This window comes from Hymenobacter setariae, assembly GCF_007713685.1.
Classification (GTDB): domain Bacteria; phylum Bacteroidota; class Bacteroidia; order Cytophagales; family Hymenobacteraceae; genus Hymenobacter; species Hymenobacter setariae.
Genome location: NZ_VMRJ01000007.1, coordinates 235,340 through 252,158, shown reverse-complemented (window position 1 = coordinate 252,158; position 16,819 = coordinate 235,340). Strand labels below are relative to the sequence as shown.

General features: G+C 59.5%; 11 protein-coding genes. 3 read left to right on the top strand and 8 right to left on the bottom strand.

Annotation, left to right across the window (positions count from 1 at the left end; genetic code table 11):
- Positions 1 to 20: 20 nt before the first annotated feature.
- The 8 genes from FNT36_RS23670 to FNT36_RS23635 all read right to left on the bottom strand — a co-directional run bounded on the left by FNT36_RS23670 (position 21) and on the right by FNT36_RS23635 (position 15,221).
- A complete protein-coding gene (locus tag FNT36_RS23670; RefSeq protein WP_144852924.1) occupies positions 21 to 2,414 on the bottom strand; it encodes a glycoside hydrolase family 3 C-terminal domain-containing protein in 2,394 nt (797 codons plus the stop codon).
- A gap of 132 nt (positions 2,415 to 2,546) precedes the next feature.
- Complete coding sequence (locus FNT36_RS23665) at positions 2,547 to 4,055, bottom strand: RagB/SusD family nutrient uptake outer membrane protein (protein WP_144852922.1); 1,509 nt, start codon at positions 4,053 to 4,055, stop codon at positions 2,547 to 2,549.
- Between the two features lie 122 nt (positions 4,056 to 4,177).
- Positions 4,178 to 7,621, bottom strand: a complete 3,444-nt coding sequence (locus FNT36_RS23660) for a TonB-dependent receptor (protein ID WP_144852920.1) — start codon at positions 7,619 to 7,621, stop codon at positions 4,178 to 4,180.
- A 147-nt stretch (positions 7,622 to 7,768) separates the two neighbouring features.
- Positions 7,769 to 8,812, bottom strand: coding sequence for a FecR domain-containing protein (locus tag FNT36_RS23655; protein WP_144852918.1), 1,044 nt, complete (start codon positions 8,810 to 8,812; stop codon positions 7,769 to 7,771).
- Positions 8,813 to 9,040: 228 nt separating this feature from the next.
- Positions 9,041 to 9,637, bottom strand: a complete 597-nt coding sequence (locus tag FNT36_RS23650) for an RNA polymerase sigma-70 factor (protein ID WP_233636183.1) — start codon at positions 9,635 to 9,637, stop codon at positions 9,041 to 9,043.
- Positions 9,638 to 10,006: 369 nt separating this feature from the next.
- Entirely contained in the window at positions 10,007 to 10,783 is a 777-nt protein-coding gene (locus FNT36_RS23645; RefSeq protein ID WP_144852914.1) for a DUF5672 family protein, read from the bottom strand.
- A gap of 184 nt (positions 10,784 to 10,967) precedes the next feature.
- The gene (locus FNT36_RS23640) at positions 10,968 to 12,359 is read right to left on the bottom strand and encodes an amidohydrolase family protein (RefSeq protein WP_144852912.1); all 1,392 of its coding nucleotides are present in this window, start codon (positions 12,357 to 12,359) and stop codon (positions 10,968 to 10,970) included.
- Positions 12,360 to 12,602: 243 nt separating this feature from the next.
- Entirely contained in the window at positions 12,603 to 15,221 is a 2,619-nt protein-coding gene (locus FNT36_RS23635) for a polynucleotide kinase-phosphatase (RefSeq protein ID WP_144852909.1), read from the bottom strand.
- A 44-nt stretch (positions 15,222 to 15,265) separates the two neighbouring features.
- Here FNT36_RS23635 and FNT36_RS23630 point away from each other — a divergent pair, with 44 nt between their 5' ends.
- From FNT36_RS23630 to FNT36_RS23620, 3 genes are read left to right on the top strand one after another with little or no spacing between them, the layout of a single operon-like run.
- The gene (locus FNT36_RS23630; protein ID WP_144852907.1) at positions 15,266 to 15,616 is read left to right on the top strand and encodes a type II toxin-antitoxin system RelE/ParE family toxin; all 351 of its coding nucleotides are present in this window, start codon (positions 15,266 to 15,268) and stop codon (positions 15,614 to 15,616) included.
- Positions 15,600 to 15,902, top strand: a complete 303-nt coding sequence (locus FNT36_RS23625) for a helix-turn-helix domain-containing protein (RefSeq protein WP_144852905.1) — start codon at positions 15,600 to 15,602, stop codon at positions 15,900 to 15,902. Before FNT36_RS23630 ends, FNT36_RS23625 begins: the two co-directional genes overlap by 17 nt.
- A gap of 44 nt (positions 15,903 to 15,946) precedes the next feature.
- A complete protein-coding gene (locus FNT36_RS23620) occupies positions 15,947 to 16,603 on the top strand; it encodes a tetratricopeptide repeat protein (protein WP_144852903.1) in 657 nt (218 codons plus the stop codon).
- The last annotated feature ends 216 nt before the right edge of the window (positions 16,604 to 16,819 follow it).

Below are 16,819 nucleotides of genomic sequence, written 5' to 3'. Positions count from 1 at the left end.
CGTGTTAGGACAACATCTAGCTACTTCGCTACCTGCCCCACGCGCAAGTCGCTGAGTGGCTGCTGGGGCACTAGCAACGGACGGCTTTTCTCGGTCACAACAGCTTTGGGAAGTTGCAAAGCCACTTGGCCCTTGATGGCTTGCGACGAGGCGCCCACCTTCACGGTGTAGGTACCCGCATCGGCCACCCACGACGAAGTCGCCGTGTTAAACGACGCTAGGTCGGTGGCCGTCAACTTAAAGGTGAGGGTCTGCGACTGGCCGGGCTGGAGCAGGTTGGTTTTGGCGAAAGCCTTGAGCTCGCTTTCGGGCTTTTCAAGCTGGCCCTTGGGGGCACTCACATAAAGCTGCACTACTTCTTTGCCCGCCACTTTGCCGGCATTAGTCACACTCACGCGGGCCGTGATGTCATTGTTTGGCGACCGCACCACCGTGAGTGGGCCGTACTTGAAGGTGGTGTAGCTGAGGCCATAGCCAAACTCGTAGGCAGGCTTTACTTTGAAGGTGTTGTAGTAGCGATAACCCACATAAATACCTTCTTCATAGGTATTTTCGGAAGGGGCGCCCATTAGCCCGCCGCCCTTGGCGCTAGCATCGAGCAGCTTGCCGGGGAAATTGCCGCTAAACGGCACATCGGCGTAGCGCACTGGGAAAGTGGTAGCCAGCTTGCCAGAGGGGTTGACCTTGCCGCTGAGTACGTCGCCCACGGCGTGGCCGCCTTCCTGACCGGGCTGCCAGGCCAGCAAAATGGCATCGGCTTGGTCGCGCCAGCTGGCTACCTCGGTCACGCCGCCCACGTTCAGCACCACTACCACTTTTTTGCCTTGGGCGTGGAAGGCCGTGCTCACTTGCTTGAGCAGCGCCTGCTCAGCGGCGGTAAGTGTAAAGTCGTCTTGCACCTGGCGGTCGCCACCCTCACCCGCGCTGCGTCCTAGGGTGATGATGGCAATGTCGGCGGCCGCCACGGCGGGCTGAAGCTGGTCAGCTGCCAGCGGCATTTCGGCAATAACCGGGGCTGGGTCGAGCAAGCCTTTGGGCTTGGTTATTTTGGCCTTTTCGGCTTTCACATATTGGGCATACAACTGGCTGAGGGCGGGATTTGCCACAAAGCCCGCTTGGCCTAGGCCCTGCGCAATCGAGATAGTGTAAGCGCGGTTGACATCGCCGCTGCCCGTGCCGCCCGCAATGAGGTTATAAGAAGTATTGCCAAACAGCGCCACCTTGCGGCCGGCTGCCAGCGGCAGCGCCGCGCCCTGATTGCGCAGCAGCACCATGCCCTCGGCCGCAGCCTGGCGAGCCACGGCGGCGTTGGCCTTTAGGGCAGGCTGGCTGCTGTATTTGTAGCCTTTAAAGGTGGGCGATTTCATCACCAGCTCCAGCACGCGGGTCACGTTCTGGTCGAGCTGGGCGGGGGTGAGCTGGCCGTTTTTTAGCGCTTCCGTCACGGCGTTGTACTGCATTAGGGTGCCGGGCTCCAGCAGGTCGTTGCCGGCCTTGAGCTGGGCTACAGCGTCTTGGCCACCGTACCAGTCAGTCATTACCAAGCCCTTAAAGCCCCACTCCTGGCGCAGTAGCGTGGTTAGCAGGTCGGGGCTTTGGGAGGTGTAGGTGCCGTTTACTTTGTTGTACGACGACATCACTGTCCAGGGCTGCGACTTCTTCACCGCCAGCTGAAAGCCGCGCAGGTAAATCTCGCGCAGCGCCCGCTCGCTCACTTTCGAGTTGAGCTGCATGCGGTTAAACTCCTGGTTATTCACCGCGAAATGCTTGATGCTGGTGCCCACGCCGTTAGACTCTACGCCATTTACCAGCGCCGCCGCGATGTTGCCGGTCACCACCGGGTCTTCGGAGTAATACTCGAAGTTGCGGCCACCTAGGGGGTTGCGGTGGATGTTCATGCCCGGCGCCAGCAGCACATCAATGCCAAAATCGCGGACCTCGCTGCCGAAGGCCACGCCCACTCGGCGCACCATGGTCGTGTCCCAGGTCGAGGCCAGCAGCGTGGCCACCGGAAAGGCCGTGGCGTAGTAGGTCTTAGTGCTGTCCTTGCCCCGAATAGGGTCGATGCGCACGCCAGCCGGCCCGTCCGATAGCGTGAGCGCCGGGATACCTAGGCGCGGCACGGCGTGGGTGCGACCCGCGGCGCCGGCCACTTTCTCAGGTTGCTTGTCGCCGCCAGGAGGGCCGGGGGGCAGCATGCCGGCCGGGAAGCCCGAGGGGTAAAAGCCCACGCCAATCACCAAGCGCACTTTCTCGTCGGGGGTGAGGGCCGCCAACACCTCTTTCAGGCTGGCTTTACCAAGCTGCGGAGCGGTTTGGGCAGCGGCCGGGCGGCCTAGGCCAGCAGCTAGCGCTAAGGTGAGAAAGGCACCTAGGTGCGGTGCGCGGTGGCCAAGAAGTAGCGAGTACGGCATAGTGGGGTGGGGTAAAGAAGAGGAAGTAGAGGCAAAACAGCTTGCAAGCGGCCAAAAAGCAAAGTGGCCCACGCGCGAGCCGGAGTTGGCGTATATATACGCCGCCCTGCTCAGACGTGGGCCACTACTAGCTTAATACCCGTCGTTCTGCTTAAGGTTGGGGTTAACGTTGATTTCGGCCTGCGGAATAGGCAGCAGGTTGTTGAAATCTTGAATTGATTTGCCCTGGGCTTTCATGACGCTTACCAGCTTGTTGGTGCGCTTAAGGTCATACCAGCGGTCGTCTTCGAAGGCTAGCTCTAGGCGGCGCTCCTGGATAACGGCATCTGTGAAGTTGGGGGTGGCAGCGGTGTAGTCTACGGCCGCTGCGGGCGTATTAATGGGCAAGCCGAAAGCCCGGCGGCGCACCTTATTAATGGCTTCGAGGCCTTCGGCGGTTGGCCCGGTAGCCTCGGCCAAGATGAGGTACACCTCAGCCAGGCGCAGCACTGGAAAGTTGAGTGGCGAATCCCAGTTATTAACATCAGTGCGGCCCACATACTGCTTCCGAATGCTGTAGCCGTTGGGGTTGCCCACCAGCGAGGCGGGCTGCACTTGGCCGTCGGGATAGAGGTCGCCGGGGGCAAATAAGGTGGCGGCCCGGCGGGTATCGCCTGCCGCGTAGCCGGCCACTAGGTCTTTCTCGGGCACGTTGAAGCCGTAGCCACCCGAAGCTACCACGTAGGGGCTGCCAAAGAAGCGAGCGCCCCAAAACTCGTTCATCACGCTGCCCGGCCCATCAGTTGAATAGTTGCTGAGGCCGTTCTTGAACTGCACTTCAAACAGCGACTCCTGGCCGTTTTCGAACGCCACCTGGAAGTTATTGGCAAAGTTGGGCCAAAGCGCCTTGCCTGCCGCAGTAGCCTCCGAGATGGTAGTGCGGGCCTGGATAGCAGCGTTGGGCAGGTCTTTGCGGGTCAGGTACACCTTGGCGAGTAGGCCCCGTGCGGCTAGCTTGCTGGCCCGGCCTAGGTCGTCGCCCGAGTAAGTAGCCGGTAGCTTCGTAATGGCATCGGTCAGGTCCTTGATGATTTGGTCGTACACCTGCGCTGCGGGTGTGCGCGTCTGGCTGGCGGCTTCGGCCGCGCTGGTGGCGGGTGTCAGCACCAGCGGCACATCGCCAAAGCCACGCACGAGGTAGAAGTAGTACAGCGCCCGCAAAAACTCAGCCTCGCCCAGGCAGCGGTTCTTGAGGGTGGCGTCCATGTTGATATCGGGCACGCGCAGCAGCACTTGGTTGGCCTGCCCGATGCCTAGGTAGGCGCGTTGCCAATGGCTGGTTACGAGTGGGTTGGTGGTCGGAATATTGTAGCTATCGAGCTGCTGAAACTCGATGCCATCGGCCGCGCCGCCACCGCCCAAGAAAGAGTTATCCGACATTACATCGCCGATGCCCCAGAGCGAGTAGTTAAACATCCCGTTCTGATACAGCTGCGAGTACGCGGCCGTGGTTGCTTGCAGGGCGTCAGTCTGGGTTTTGTAGAAGTTTTCGGCCGTCACGGTGTCCGTGGGCTTGATATCAAGGTACTCTTTGGTGCAGCCGGCGCTCGTGAGTAGGCCTAGGAGCAGCCCGGCGGTGCCGAGGCGTTTAGAAAGTAGCATAGGAGGAAAAAGTCAGGGGGTGGGAGTATGGTGCGTAGCTAGCAGTGCGTGGTGCTCAGGTAGTATGCTCAGAAAATGGGTTGAGCGTTGATACCCAAGTGCTAGGCACTAAGCACGATGCACTAAAAACCAATATTGAGACCGGCCAGCAGCACGCGGGCCTGGGGGTAAATGCCGCGGTCGACGCCGAAGCTGCCGCCTTGGTTACCGAGCTCAGGGTCAAAGCCTTTGTATTTGGTGAACGTCGCCAGGTTTTGGGCGCTCACGTACACGCGCACCCGCTGCACGGCCGCTAGGCGGCTGAACAGCTCCTTCGGCAGGTTGTAACCCAGCGTCAGCAGCTTGATGCGCATGTAGGAGCCATTTTCCACGTAGTGGCTCGAAATGCGCAGGTTCTGGTTGGGGTCGCCAGCCACAGCGCGGGGCACGTAGTTGCTGGTATTGGGCCCGGTCCAGCGCTCTAGGGCAATGGCGCCGGCGTTCGACGAGCCATAGATGCCGCCCTCGGTGTAGTAGCGGTTCAGGTTATACACGTCGTTGCCCTGCGAGCCCTGCAAAAACACGTTGAGGTCAAAGCCTTTAAAGCTAAGCGTATTGTTGAGGCCGTAAGTGAAGCTCGGGTTCGGGTTACCGATGTAAGTCTGGTCTTGGGCGTTAACTACGCCATCGCCGTTTAGGTCCCGGAACTTGATATCGCCGGGCGCCGTGCCCGCAAACTGGTAGCTGCCGGTCGGCGACTTGGCATTGAGGGCGGCTAGCTCGTCTTGGGTTTGAAACAGGCCGTCGGCCACGTAGCCATAGAACGAGCCGAAGGGCGAGCCGGCGGCGTAGCGCACCACGCTGGCGCCGCCGCGGGTGCTCTGCCCAAAGTACGGCGTGCCATTGCCCAACGACTCTAGGTTGTTGCGGTAGGCCGAGAGGTTGAGCGTCGTGGTCCAGGTAAAGCCGTTGTCGTTGCTCACGAAGTTGGCCGAGGTGATGGACAAGTCGATACCGCGGTTCACCGATGAGGCGGCGTTCTGGTTGATGTTCTCAATCGTGCCTGACACCGTGCTCACTGGCACCGACGCAATCAGGTTTGGCGACTTGCGGGTGTACAAGTCCACCGAGGCCTGCACACGGTCCTTAAACAGCCCTAGGTCCACGCCCACGTTGTACTGGATGTTGTTCTCCCACACCAAGTTGTTGTTTCGCAAGCGGGTAGGAGCCGCGCCGGTATTCACGTTCTGGGTACCCCCGCCAAACACGTAGGCCGTGCCAGGCACGCCGTTGTTAGCAAAATTGCTCGAGTTGATGGTCGATAAGTACTGAAAGGTGCCCGCATTTAAGGGGTTACCTACCTTGCCGTAGCCAAAGCGCAGCTTTAAGTTGCTGATGCTGGCATTATCCTTCAAGAAGTCTTCTTCCGAAATGCGCCAGCCCGCCGACACGCCAGGGAAGAAACCGATGGCATTCTCCTGCGAGAAGGCCGACGAGCCGTCGAAGCGCCCGATGGCCGAGAACAAGTACTTGCCGGCAAATTCGTAGTTGACGCGGGCAAAGTAGCTGAGCAGGCGCGAGTAGCCATTGCCGCCGCTATTGCTAATGAGGGCGTTGATGGGTCCCTGGTTAATCACCTGCAGGTCGTTGCGCGAGTAGCCCACGCGGGTGGCACCTAGGAAGCTGTAGTTGAACTGCTGCGCCGACTGGCCCACCAGCACCGTCAGGCTATGCTTTTCCGCAAAGACGTTGCTGTAAGTGGCCGTGTTCTCGATGAGGTAGCTCGGGTTGTAGTTCGAGTTGCTGTTCAGGCTGGCCTGCGAGGCGGGGTACTTCGACGAGCCCACGATGGACGGGAAGAAACTGTCGCCCTGGTAAAACTGCAAGTCGGTGCCCACGTTGGTGCGCAGGCGCAGGCCCTTGAAGGGCTCTAGCTCGGCAAAGAAAGTGGCCGTGACGCGGTTGGTCGTGTTCTTGATAGACGGGCGCCGGGCGGCCGTCACCGGGTTTTCCTCGCCATAGTTGTCGGCCGATGTAAACTCGTAGAAACTGCCATCGGCATTGTAGACCGGGGCCGTGGGCGGGGCCTGCAAGGCTAGCTGAATGACGCCGCTAAACTCGTTGTTGTTGTTGTTGAGAGCGTGTTCTTCCTGGTGCGTCACGGCCAGCGTGTTGCCAATGCGGAAGCGCTTGCTGAGGGCTACGTCGCCGTTGGCGCGCAGCGTAAAGCGCTTAAAGTCATTGTTGATGATGGTGCCATCTTGCTGAAAAAAGCCTGCGCTCACGGCGTAGCGCGCTTTTTCGCTGCCGCCGGTGGCCGACACCGCATAGTTCTGAATGCGCGCCGGCCGGAAGATGGCGTCGAGCCAGTTGGTGCCCGCCCCTAGGGAGGCGGGGTTGGCATATTTTGGTATCAGGGCCAGGCCACCGTTGGTGCGCGCCTCGTTGTTGAGGGTAGCAAACTGCTCGGCATTAAGCATCGGAATCTGGCGCCATACCCGCTGCTGGCCTACATAGCCGTCGAAGCTCACGTTGGACACGCCCGCCTTGCCGCGCTTGGTGGTGATAATCACGACGCCGTTGGCCGCCCGCAGGCCATAGATGGCCGTGGAGGCGGCATCTTTCAGCACGTCGATGGTCTCGATGTCGTTGGGATTGATAGTGTTAATCTCGGTGCCGGTGGCGTTGCCGTTGCCATCGGTAGCGGCCGGCAGCGGAAAGCCATCGACCACATACAGCGGCGAGTTGTTGCCCGATGAGGTGATGCCGCGCACCCGGATGGACGTGCCGCCCGCCCCGCCCGGCGCCCCCGAGTTGGACACAACCTGCACCCCCGCTGCCCGGCCCTGAATGGCCTGCGCGGCATCGGGCACCGGCTGCGCCGCAATCTGGCGGCCCGATACCGATGCCACGGCGCCCGTCACGCTCTGGCGCTCTTGGGTGCCGTAGCCCACCACCACTATTTCGCCTAGGTCCTTGGCGCTTTCCTTCAAGGAAATAGCCAAGCCCGTAGTAGTGCCCGTTAGTGGTACTTCCTGAGCCGTGTATCCCACGCTGCTGAATACCAGCGTGCTGCCCTCCGGCGCGCTTAGGTTAAACCGGCCTTCGGCATCGGTAGTAGCCCCGATGGTGGTGCCGCGCACCAGCACCGTCACGCCCGGAATGCCATCGCCCTTCGAGTCGGTCACGCGGCCCGACACGGGCACGTTGGCCGCCGTTGCTTTCTTGGCTTGGCTCAGGATGATGCGGTTTTTGCGGATTTCGTACTGGATGCGGCGCGGCGCCAGCAGCTCGTCGAGCACCTGCATCAGCGGCTTATTAGCCGCCTGCAGCGTCACGCGCCGGTCGGCACCGATAAGGGTGGGGCTGTACACAAACCGCACATCGAGCTGCTGCTCAAGGCGGTCTAGCACTGACTCTATCGTCTGCGCCTCAGCTCGTAGCGTTATTTTTCGGTCAAGCGTGATTTGTGACGCTGCCGCCCGAGTAGCAGCCGTGCTGGCTAGTGGAGCAGCCAGCAATAAATTGAGCGCGAGTACACTGGCAGGGCGCCAGAGCGGTCGCTGAGAGAGTAGGCCATTTTTCATGTACCGGAAACGTTTGTGGTGGGGAAAAGAAAAAGCGAGGAAAGAGGGCCGGCTGCGGAGCGCTCGTTAGCGCAAGGGCAGCCGGCGGGCAGCCTACAGTAGACAAGTAGGATAGTGCAGCACAAAAGGCCCGGGTCAGTCCGAAAGCTAGCTAGCGGAGCAGCCGCTACTTTCGAAGATAATTTGGGCATTATTGGCCAGCTTATACTTGGCATTCAAGGTTTTGCACAAAGTATCTAGCTGGTCAAATAAGGACTCTTCGTCGAAGGCTATTGTCACGGTGCAGGCGCTCAGCCGGGTAGGGTCGTACACGATGTTGACGCCGTAAGCTTTTTCGAGCGCGGCCAGCACTTCCGTCACGGGCCGGTTTTTGAAAGCCAGTGGCTGCGGAGCGAGGATAACAGGCTTGTCAACCAAAGCTTTGGCTAGGTGCTTGGTCTTGGTCGAGTAGGTGGCCTGCTGGTTGGGCAGCAGCAGCACGCCTGCCGCAGCCAGCTGGTTGGGGGTGGCGTCTAGCTCGGCGCCCTGGCGGCGCTGCACGGCCACGCGCCCTTCGCGCACGGCCACTAAGCCGGGCTCGCCGGCGTAGGCCTTCACCAAGAAAGTGGTACCTAGGACCGTGGTCACGAGCTTGTCGGTGTACACCAAAAATGGCCGGTCGGGGTTCTTGGCTACCTTAAAGCAGGCCTGGCCCGTGAGGTACACTTCGCGCCGCGCACCAGCCAGGTCCGACCGGTATTTGAGGGTGCTGCCGGTGGCTAGGGTCACGTGGCTGCCATCGGCCAGCTGCAGGTGCTGTGCCTGCACGCTGGCATTGGTGCGCCGTACCCAGTGCGAAGTAGTGGCTACGGTGGCCGCCGGGCGCGGTAGCCACCAGGCAGCCCCGGCCCCTAGGGTCAGTACAGCAGCTGCGGCCCAGCGCAGGGCCGGCTCGCGCCAGAAAGACCGGCGTGGTGCAATAAACGGTACTACAATAGGCGCTGGTGCAGCGGCCGGCTCGTCGGCCGTGAGCTGCGCAATGCGGTCCCACACAGCCGCTTTTACTTGGGCCTGTAAGTGAGCGGGTAGGGGCTGGTCGTCGGCCTCGCCGAGCTGCTGGCTCCACTGCTCCACAAGCTGCTGCTCGCCGGGTTGGCACTGGCCGGCGAGGTAGCGTTGGAGCAAGGCGTCAAATTCGGTTTGGGACAGCATAGCGAGAGGAGCGGGCTTCTGCTGGAGAAGACGCGCAACTGCTAATGACCCCTAACGCCTAGGTGTATTTTTTTGCTAAATACTGATTAATAGTGCTAGTATAAAGAGATTTATACTAAGCAAGATGCTTGAAATCAGTAATTTAGTAAGAATAAATATTTATTCTACGAACCCGGATTTTAACTAGAAAAGGTTGCTGCTGCGCGCGTCGCCGCACAGGCAAGCCGATTAATAGAGCAGGAAAAACAAGAGTGCTACTAGCACAAAGTCCCGCAGGTGCGTGCGCAATAGGCGCAGCGATTTGGTGATGTGATACTCCACCGTTTTAGCCGAAATATTCAGGCGCAACGAGATTTCCTGCACGGAAAAATGCTCGAGCCGGCTGAGTCGGAATATTTCGCGCGACTGCTCGGGCAGGTGCAGCAGGGCCTGGGCAAAAGCTTCGGTGAGGTCGGCGGCGGCCAGGGTTTGTTCGGTTTCCTCGGTGGTGCTGGCTTGGTACCAGCGGCAGTAGTCGGCGTAGGCCGTGCGCACTTGGTGGGCCCGCAGGTGCCCAATGACCCGGCGGCTGATAGCTGCCATCAGGTAGTGCTCTAGGTGCTCAATGGCGTGCTCGTGGCGCTTGTGCCAAAGAGTAGTAAATAAGTCCTGCACCAACTCCTCCGCCGTTTCGCGCGACTTGAGCCGGCGATAGGCTAGCGCAAATACCCGGTACCAATAGCGCTCGTAGAGCTCGGCAAAGGCGGCACGGTCGTCGGCCAGCAGCGCTTGCAGCAGCGCTGCGTCGGTCCAGGCACCGTAAGCTGGCGACGATAGGGAAGTCACAACGCCGTGATAATAGGTGGGATAAAGGGAGTGTGTAGCGTGAAAGTAAATGTACACAACTTTATACCATCAAAGTACTAGGCTGTCTTCTCTCAACCTAGCTCACTTAAGGGCACGCTTACACGCTATTGGAACAGTTTGGTTGCTGCCAGTGCTTGCCAGCCACGCTTGGTGATAGTGCCGCCCGCAGCATTGGCGAAGTGGTGCACCAATGGACGACAACGGACCGGGCACTCATGCATTAGCCAGCGCTAGCCTAGGAAGGCAGCCTGGCGCATGAGCAGCGATGTATAGGGGCAAAGCATCCCCGCGCGTGGCCATACGCGGGGATGCTTTGCCTGACTATAGGTAGTACCCTAGGCTACTGCTTTAGATAGTGTATCCGGCCCGGCGAATACTCGGCTTCCAGTAGTCTTGGTTAAGCTGAATCCAGGCGTGGATGCCGAAGGGTAGCGTGCTATCGTCCTCGTTGTTGAACGGGAGCTTGTTTGCGTCCCACTCCTCGTAGGCCGCACCAAATTTTTCGGCCAGGGCGCGAGGCGGCATCTTGAAAGTGGTGAGCTTAGGGAAGTGCTGAGTCAGGAAAATATCGTCGAGCAAGCCCTGGCCGCGCTTTTTGCGAAGCCAAAAATTAAATTGCAAATACCAACGGTACTTGGAGGTGATGTGGTAGAAGCTGCTGATTTTTTTAAGCGCAAAACCGCCGTTGCCAAAGTACTCGGGTGGCGTGAAGCCGGTTAGCTTGCGCTTGAAATCGTTTTTTAGCACCCACCTAGGATTATAAATAACCGACCCGATGTAGTCGTAGTCCATGTTGCACCAGTACTCTACCTCATCGCGAAACACGAAGGCGTCGAGGTGGCAGATGAGCATATACTTATAGGGTAAGAATCGCTCATAGAAATGCGCGTCGAGCTGCAATTCGGCGAAGGCTTGCGAGCCTTGCCAGTCGAACCGCTCAACGTGGGCTTCAATCTTGCCCCGGCAGTAATCTTCGTACCACGTTGTGTCCAAGGTCATCGGCGCCATGAACGTAATCGGGTACTTGTTTAAAACCTTGATGGTCTGGTCGAGCGAAATGATTTCCAGCGGCGAGGGTACTTCTAGTCGCAGCGGAATAAGAGTGGTAAGTAGGTTTTCAGGCATAAGAAAGGTGGGCAGAAAGTGCCGGTAAAGCTACTGTGCCGGCCCGCTAAAACCAGCGAGAGTAAGGTTGTTTTTCTAGACGTCAGCGACTTGTGCTTCAGGCCTTTCTTTGATAAAGCATATTCCCAAGCAAGGCGCTTAGTAAGGTGTGGCGCTATGCTAGACCTGCCTTTTAGTACCTAGGCTACTTAGTAGCAGCCACCCGTTGCAAGCGGCGTTGCAAGGCATCGAGGTCGGGCCGCGATAGGTATTGCCCATCGGTCAGCACACCCGTGATTTTGCGAGTGTTGGCAATGTTCTCCAGCGGATTGGCGCTGAGTAGCACTAAGTCGGCGAGTCGGCCGGCCTGCACCGAGCCAAAATCCTGTAGGCGGTGGTAATACTTAGCGGGATTGAGGGTGGCTGTTTGCAGAGCCTCCAATGGCGTGAAGCCAGCCGCCACGAAGCGCTGCAACTCGAGGTGCAGGCTCGCGCCCGGAATCAGGTCTACGCCTGCTGGCATATCGGTGCCGGCCAAGAAGCCGACGCCCGCCGCGTGCAGCTTGCGCACGATGTCCAGCTCGTGGTTCACGAAGCGGGCACGCACGGCCAGCGGGTCGGTATCGAGGCTGCGCGCAATGCCGAGCTGGGACTTAGGCCAGCGTTGCGTTACCCAACTGGCCCCGGCGTAGCCTAGGTCGGGGTCCTGGTGCCACGCAATGCTATCGACCAACCACTGGCCACGCTCCCAGAAGAGGGTCGGGCACTGCCACACCTCGCGATGCTGACCTAAGAACTTGATTATGCCAGTCTCGCGAGTGGGGTCGTAGGTGGCGAGTAGGCGGGCTGGCAGTTTAGGAGCGCCCGCCATGTACTGGTCTTCGGTGGTCGAGCTGGCTTCGAAAATACCTATCAGGTGTTCGAAGCTGCGTTGGCCGGCTTTCACAGCTTCGGTGGCGCGCACGGCATCGGGCACATGCCCCTCAAAAGGCAGGCCTGCTGCCTTGGCTGCCTGCGCAATGGCGAAGTAAGCCTCACGTGGCACCAGCGACTGAATCTTAATAAAATCAACGCCTCGCGCTTTTAGCATCGTCACGGCCCGGCGTCCATCGTCGGGAGTGGCAATGGCGATAGATGCCTTGTAGGGCGACTTGGGCCCGTCGAGCATAGGGCCACTCACCAGCATTCGAGGGCCCAGCAGCCGGTGGCTGGCCACGGCCGCCCGCGCTCGCAAAATGGAGTCGAGCTGACTGCCCATATCGCGGATGCCCGTGATGCCATTGGCCACCAACAACGGCAAAATCAGCTGCGTGCCCGCACTGGCAGTACCATCGAAGTACACATGCGTGTGCATGTCCCAGAGGCCGGGGATGAGGTATTGCCCGCTGGCATCGACCACGCGGCCCCGGCGGGGCCTAGGGCCGCTGGTTGGGCCTACTTTTGTAATGCGCTTGCCGGTGACAACTACCGTTTGGTCGGGCCTAATTTGCCCGGTAGCCACGTCGATTATGTTGGCGTGGATGATGGTCAGGTCCTGCGCTTGCGCCGACAGTGCACTTGCGAGAATGACGGAAAACAGGAGTTGGAGAAGGCGCATTAGTATAGCAGAAGTATCGGGCTGCGTTGCTAGAGAATAGAGGTGTGCAGCTGGCGGAGGGTTGGAGCTGAAGTTGTGTTGCTCGTCGCTCGTGGAACCCCACCCCCGGCCCCTCCCCTCCGGGAGAGGGGTGCCTGATGACTGCAAACGTCTACTTGCGGTCGCCTCCCCTCTCCCGGAGGGGAGGGGCCGGGGGTGGGGTTCCACGTCAGCACAGCAGCCTAAAGCGCCACATCCAACTACTTACAACCTAGGGTCCACCGCCTCGCTTTCCAGCGCGAGCACGCCAAACACGCACTGATGCACGCGCCGCAGCGGCTGCCCAGCTACGAACCTTTCCAGTCCTTCCACACCCAGGGCAAACTCGCGCAAAGCCAGGTTGCGCTTGGTTTTTACGTTGCGCTGGCGCAGGCGCTCTAGGTTGCCGGGTAGCAGGTAGTCGGGGCCGTAGATGATGCGCAGGTACTCGCGGCCCCGGCACTTGAGGGCGGGCTGGAGGAGGCTGCGGGCATTGAGCGGGATGAAGTCGTAGGGCTTCACCACCATGCCTTCGCCGCCGGCCGCGGTGAGGTCAGTCCACCACTGAATGGCGCTTTCGACCTCGCTGGGGTCACCTAGGGGTACCACGCGGTAGGGCGTGGCGCGCAGCAGGCCGGGGTCGGCGAGGGCGAGGGTGCGCAGGGTTTCCATGTGCCAGGCGTGGTCGCGGTCGAAGTAGGTTTTGCCCTCGGTGGCAAGCAGGTGGAAGGGTGCCAGCTTGAGGTCGTCGAGCGAGTGCACCGGCCAGCAGTAGCGGCGGTAGGCGTCGGCGTAGTCGGCGGCGGCTTGGCGGCGGGCGGTGGTGCGGGCCAGTAGCGCCTCGGCGCCTCCTAGGTCGCGGGCGGCGGCTTCGGCCAGCACGGCTTCGACCTGGGGCAGGGCGGCGGTGGCAGCAGCGGCTACGGCGGCGTACTGGTTTTTTACTAGCTCCTGGGCCTTGGCCGACCACGGCAGCAACTCGGCATCGAGGCACACCCAGTCGGTGCTGAATTTGTCCCAGAAGCCGGCCGTGGTCAGGGCGTCGCGCAGCCGGGCCAGGAAAGCGGTTTCTAGGTCTTTGTCGGTGAAGAAATTGCGGCCGGTGCGGGTGTAGCACTTGCCGATACCTTCGCCCGTCAGGCCCAGGCGGCGCTGGATAGCGGCCTCGTCCTTGCCCAGCACCACGACCACGCGGCTGCCCATGTGCTTTTCTTCGCACACCACGCGCTCCACGCCCAGCTTTTGGTAGTAGGCGAAGGCTTCGGCGGGGTGCTCGAGCAGGTCGGGCAGCTCCGAGGTTTCGGTGGGCGACATGGTGGGCGGCAAATACAGCAGCCACTTAGGATGCAGCGCAAAGCGCGACATGACCTCCAGGGCGGCCACCGCGTTTTCCTCGCGCACGGTCACGCCGCGCAGCAAGCGGGTTTCAATAAACTGCTTGCCCGTGACGTCCCGAATGTCGAGCACGTCGTCTTGCTGGTGCTGGGCGCTGAGGTCGCCTTCGGCGGCTGCACCTGCCGCCGCGAGCTGGGCGGCGTGGTAGTTGAGCGGGCGCGCCGGCTCGCAGTACACGCGAGCGGCGGGCACGTCCACCAGTTCGCGCTCGGGGTAGCGCAGGGCCGTGAGGCGGCCGCCAAATACGCAGCCCGTGTCAATATCAATGGTGTTGTTGAGCCACTCGGCATCGGGCACCGGCGTGTGGCCGAATACCACCATCGCCCGGCCGCGGTATTCGCGGGCCCACTCGTAGCGGATGGGCAAGCCAAACTCGTCGATTTCGCCGGTCGTTTCACCAAACAGCGCGAAGGCCCGCACGGCGCCCGAGCCACGGCCCTGCATTTCCTCGGTGAGGCCGGCGTGGGCCACTACCAACTTGCCGCCATCGAGCACGTAGTGGCTCACCAGCCCATCCAGAAACTGCCGCACCTGCCCTTTGAAGCTGTCCGACTCGCCTTCGAGCTGGGCCAGGGTTTCGGCCAGGCCGTGGTTGGCGGTCACTTTCTTGCCGTTGAGGTGGCGCAGCAGCTTGATGTCGTGGTTGCCGGGCACGCACAGCGCCGCGCCGCTGCGCACCATGCTCATCGCCAGGCGTAATACTTGCGGTGAGGCCGGCCCACGGTCCACGAGGTCACCTAGGAAAATGGCCCGCCGCCCGGCCGGGGGCGTCACCCGGATGCCGAGGTCGCGCACGTCAACCACCGGCTCGGCTTCGACTTGGTAGCCTAGGTCGCCGAGCAGCGCCAGCAACTCGTCGTAGCAGCCGTGCACGTCGCCGATGATGTCAAACGGCCCCGTTTCTTCCTTGCGGTTGTTGTAGAGGCGGTCGCGCAAGATGCCCTGCACGGCGTCTACTTCCTCCACGCCGCGCAGGTGGAAGATGTGCCGGAAGCCCTCGTCGCGCAGGTTGCGCAGGCTGCGGCGCAGGTCTTGGCGGTGGCGGGCTATCACATGGGGCCCTAGGTGGCGGCGGTCGGGCCGGTGGGCGTTGCGGGCGTGGGCTACGGCATCGGGCACGTCGAGCACGATGGCCACCGGCAGCACGTGGTACTGCCGGGCCAGGGCTACCAGCGGCTTGCGGCCCTCGGCCTGCACGTTGGTGGCATCGACCACGGTGAGCAGCCCGCGCTTCAGGCGCTTGGCCACCAAGTAGTGCAGCAGCTCAAAGGCGTCGCCGCTCGCCGATTGGTCGTTTTCATCGTCGGCCACTAGCCCCCGGCACACGTCCGACGACACTATCTCGGTGGGCTTAAACAAGCGCCGGGCAAACGTAGACTTTCCCGCCCCCGTGCTGCCAATGAGGACGACCAGGGAGAGTTCGGGCAGCTTGAGGGTATCTTGGGGCATTATCTGAGGATAGGAAATGTTAGCTGATTAGCTAACTTTGGCGCATGGCCGACGAATTTATTCGCAACGTATTCTATTACCGTCGCTACTACCTGGATTTCTTCGCCACGCTGAAACCAGAGGTGCAAAAGAAATTCAACTGGACGCTTAAGCTGCTGGCCACCGTAGACCGGGTGCCCGAAAAATATTTCAAGCATCTTACTGGTAGCTCAAACCTTTATGAAATCCGCGTTGAAGTTGGCTCTGACATCTACCGCGTCTTCAGCTTCTTTGACAAAGGTCAACTCATCATCCTAGTCAACGGCTTTCAGAAAAAGACGCAGAAGACACCGAAGAACGAGTTAGAATTAGCCGAAAAAATTAAGCAGCAATATTTTGATGAAAAAGCCAGATAACCATCTTACTTCCTTTGCCGACCATCTCGATGAACAGTACGGCAAAGTAGGTACACCCGCCCGCGAAGAATTTGAAGAAGGCTTTGAAGCCTTTAAGCTTGGGGCTATGCTGCAAGAACTTCGCAAGGAAAAGGGGCTAACCCAAGCGCAGCTAGCCGAGAAATGCGGTACGACGAAAACCTATATCTCGCGCATTGAAAACGACGCGTCTGATATTCGGCTTTCAACGTTGATGCGGATTATTCGGGAGGGTTTGGGCGGGCATTTGAAGTTGAGCGTGGAGTAGAATTAAATTATCATACTCATAGAGTATCTATCTTAAGATAAAATATGGTTAAGTATTTGATTGTTTTCGTTGCACTCTCCAATTTATTTGGCTGTGTTCAAGGAAAGGAAGATAGAGCATTCGAGGTTTTTAATGAGGGAGTCATCTTGTCTCTTGATGCTGTGAAAAAGGACCAAAATGGGCAGCATGACAAAGCAATTGCGCTCAATAGGCAAGCAATTGATAAGTTTAAAGAAACGCTTATTATTGACTCAACTCACTTCGGCGCTAGAGGTGCGCTTGGGCATAGCTATTATCTGTTAGGTGATTTTAAGGAAGCCATCAACTGGTTTGAGAAATCAAATGTAATTGATGATAAAAGTGCTGGAAACTCGCGGGAACTCGGTCTCAGTAGAATTAATTTGGGGCAAATAGAGGCGGGATATAAAGATTTAACAAAGGCTTTCAAATTAGATAAGTCGGAGGAGATTCGTAGCATAACTGCTGATGACTTATATGATATTGGGAAGCTAGCCTTTGAATACAGTGCGGAATATAGTAAGCGGGGAGAAGCAAAAAAAGGCGCGAATTATCAAGAATTTTCATTGACTGTCTTAAAAATGGCTTATGATATAGATGAGAATAGGAAGGATATAGCGGCAACATTAGTTGAATTTGCCGATAAAGCTGGCGAGAAGGAATTGGCGGATAAATACCGTTAAGCATTATTCCTTAAACTCATACTAAATACCGCCATCTGCGACGGCGCGCCAAAGCCCTCCACTTCTTCGCTCATCGGTACCACCCGGACCTGATACCCATGGCACTCGGCCACGGCGGTGGCCCAGGCCGCAAACTCGGCGCGGGACCATTCGAAGCGGTGGTCGTCGTGGCGAAAGTCGCCAGCGTTGAGCTTCTCGAAGAGCTGGTTGTAGTCG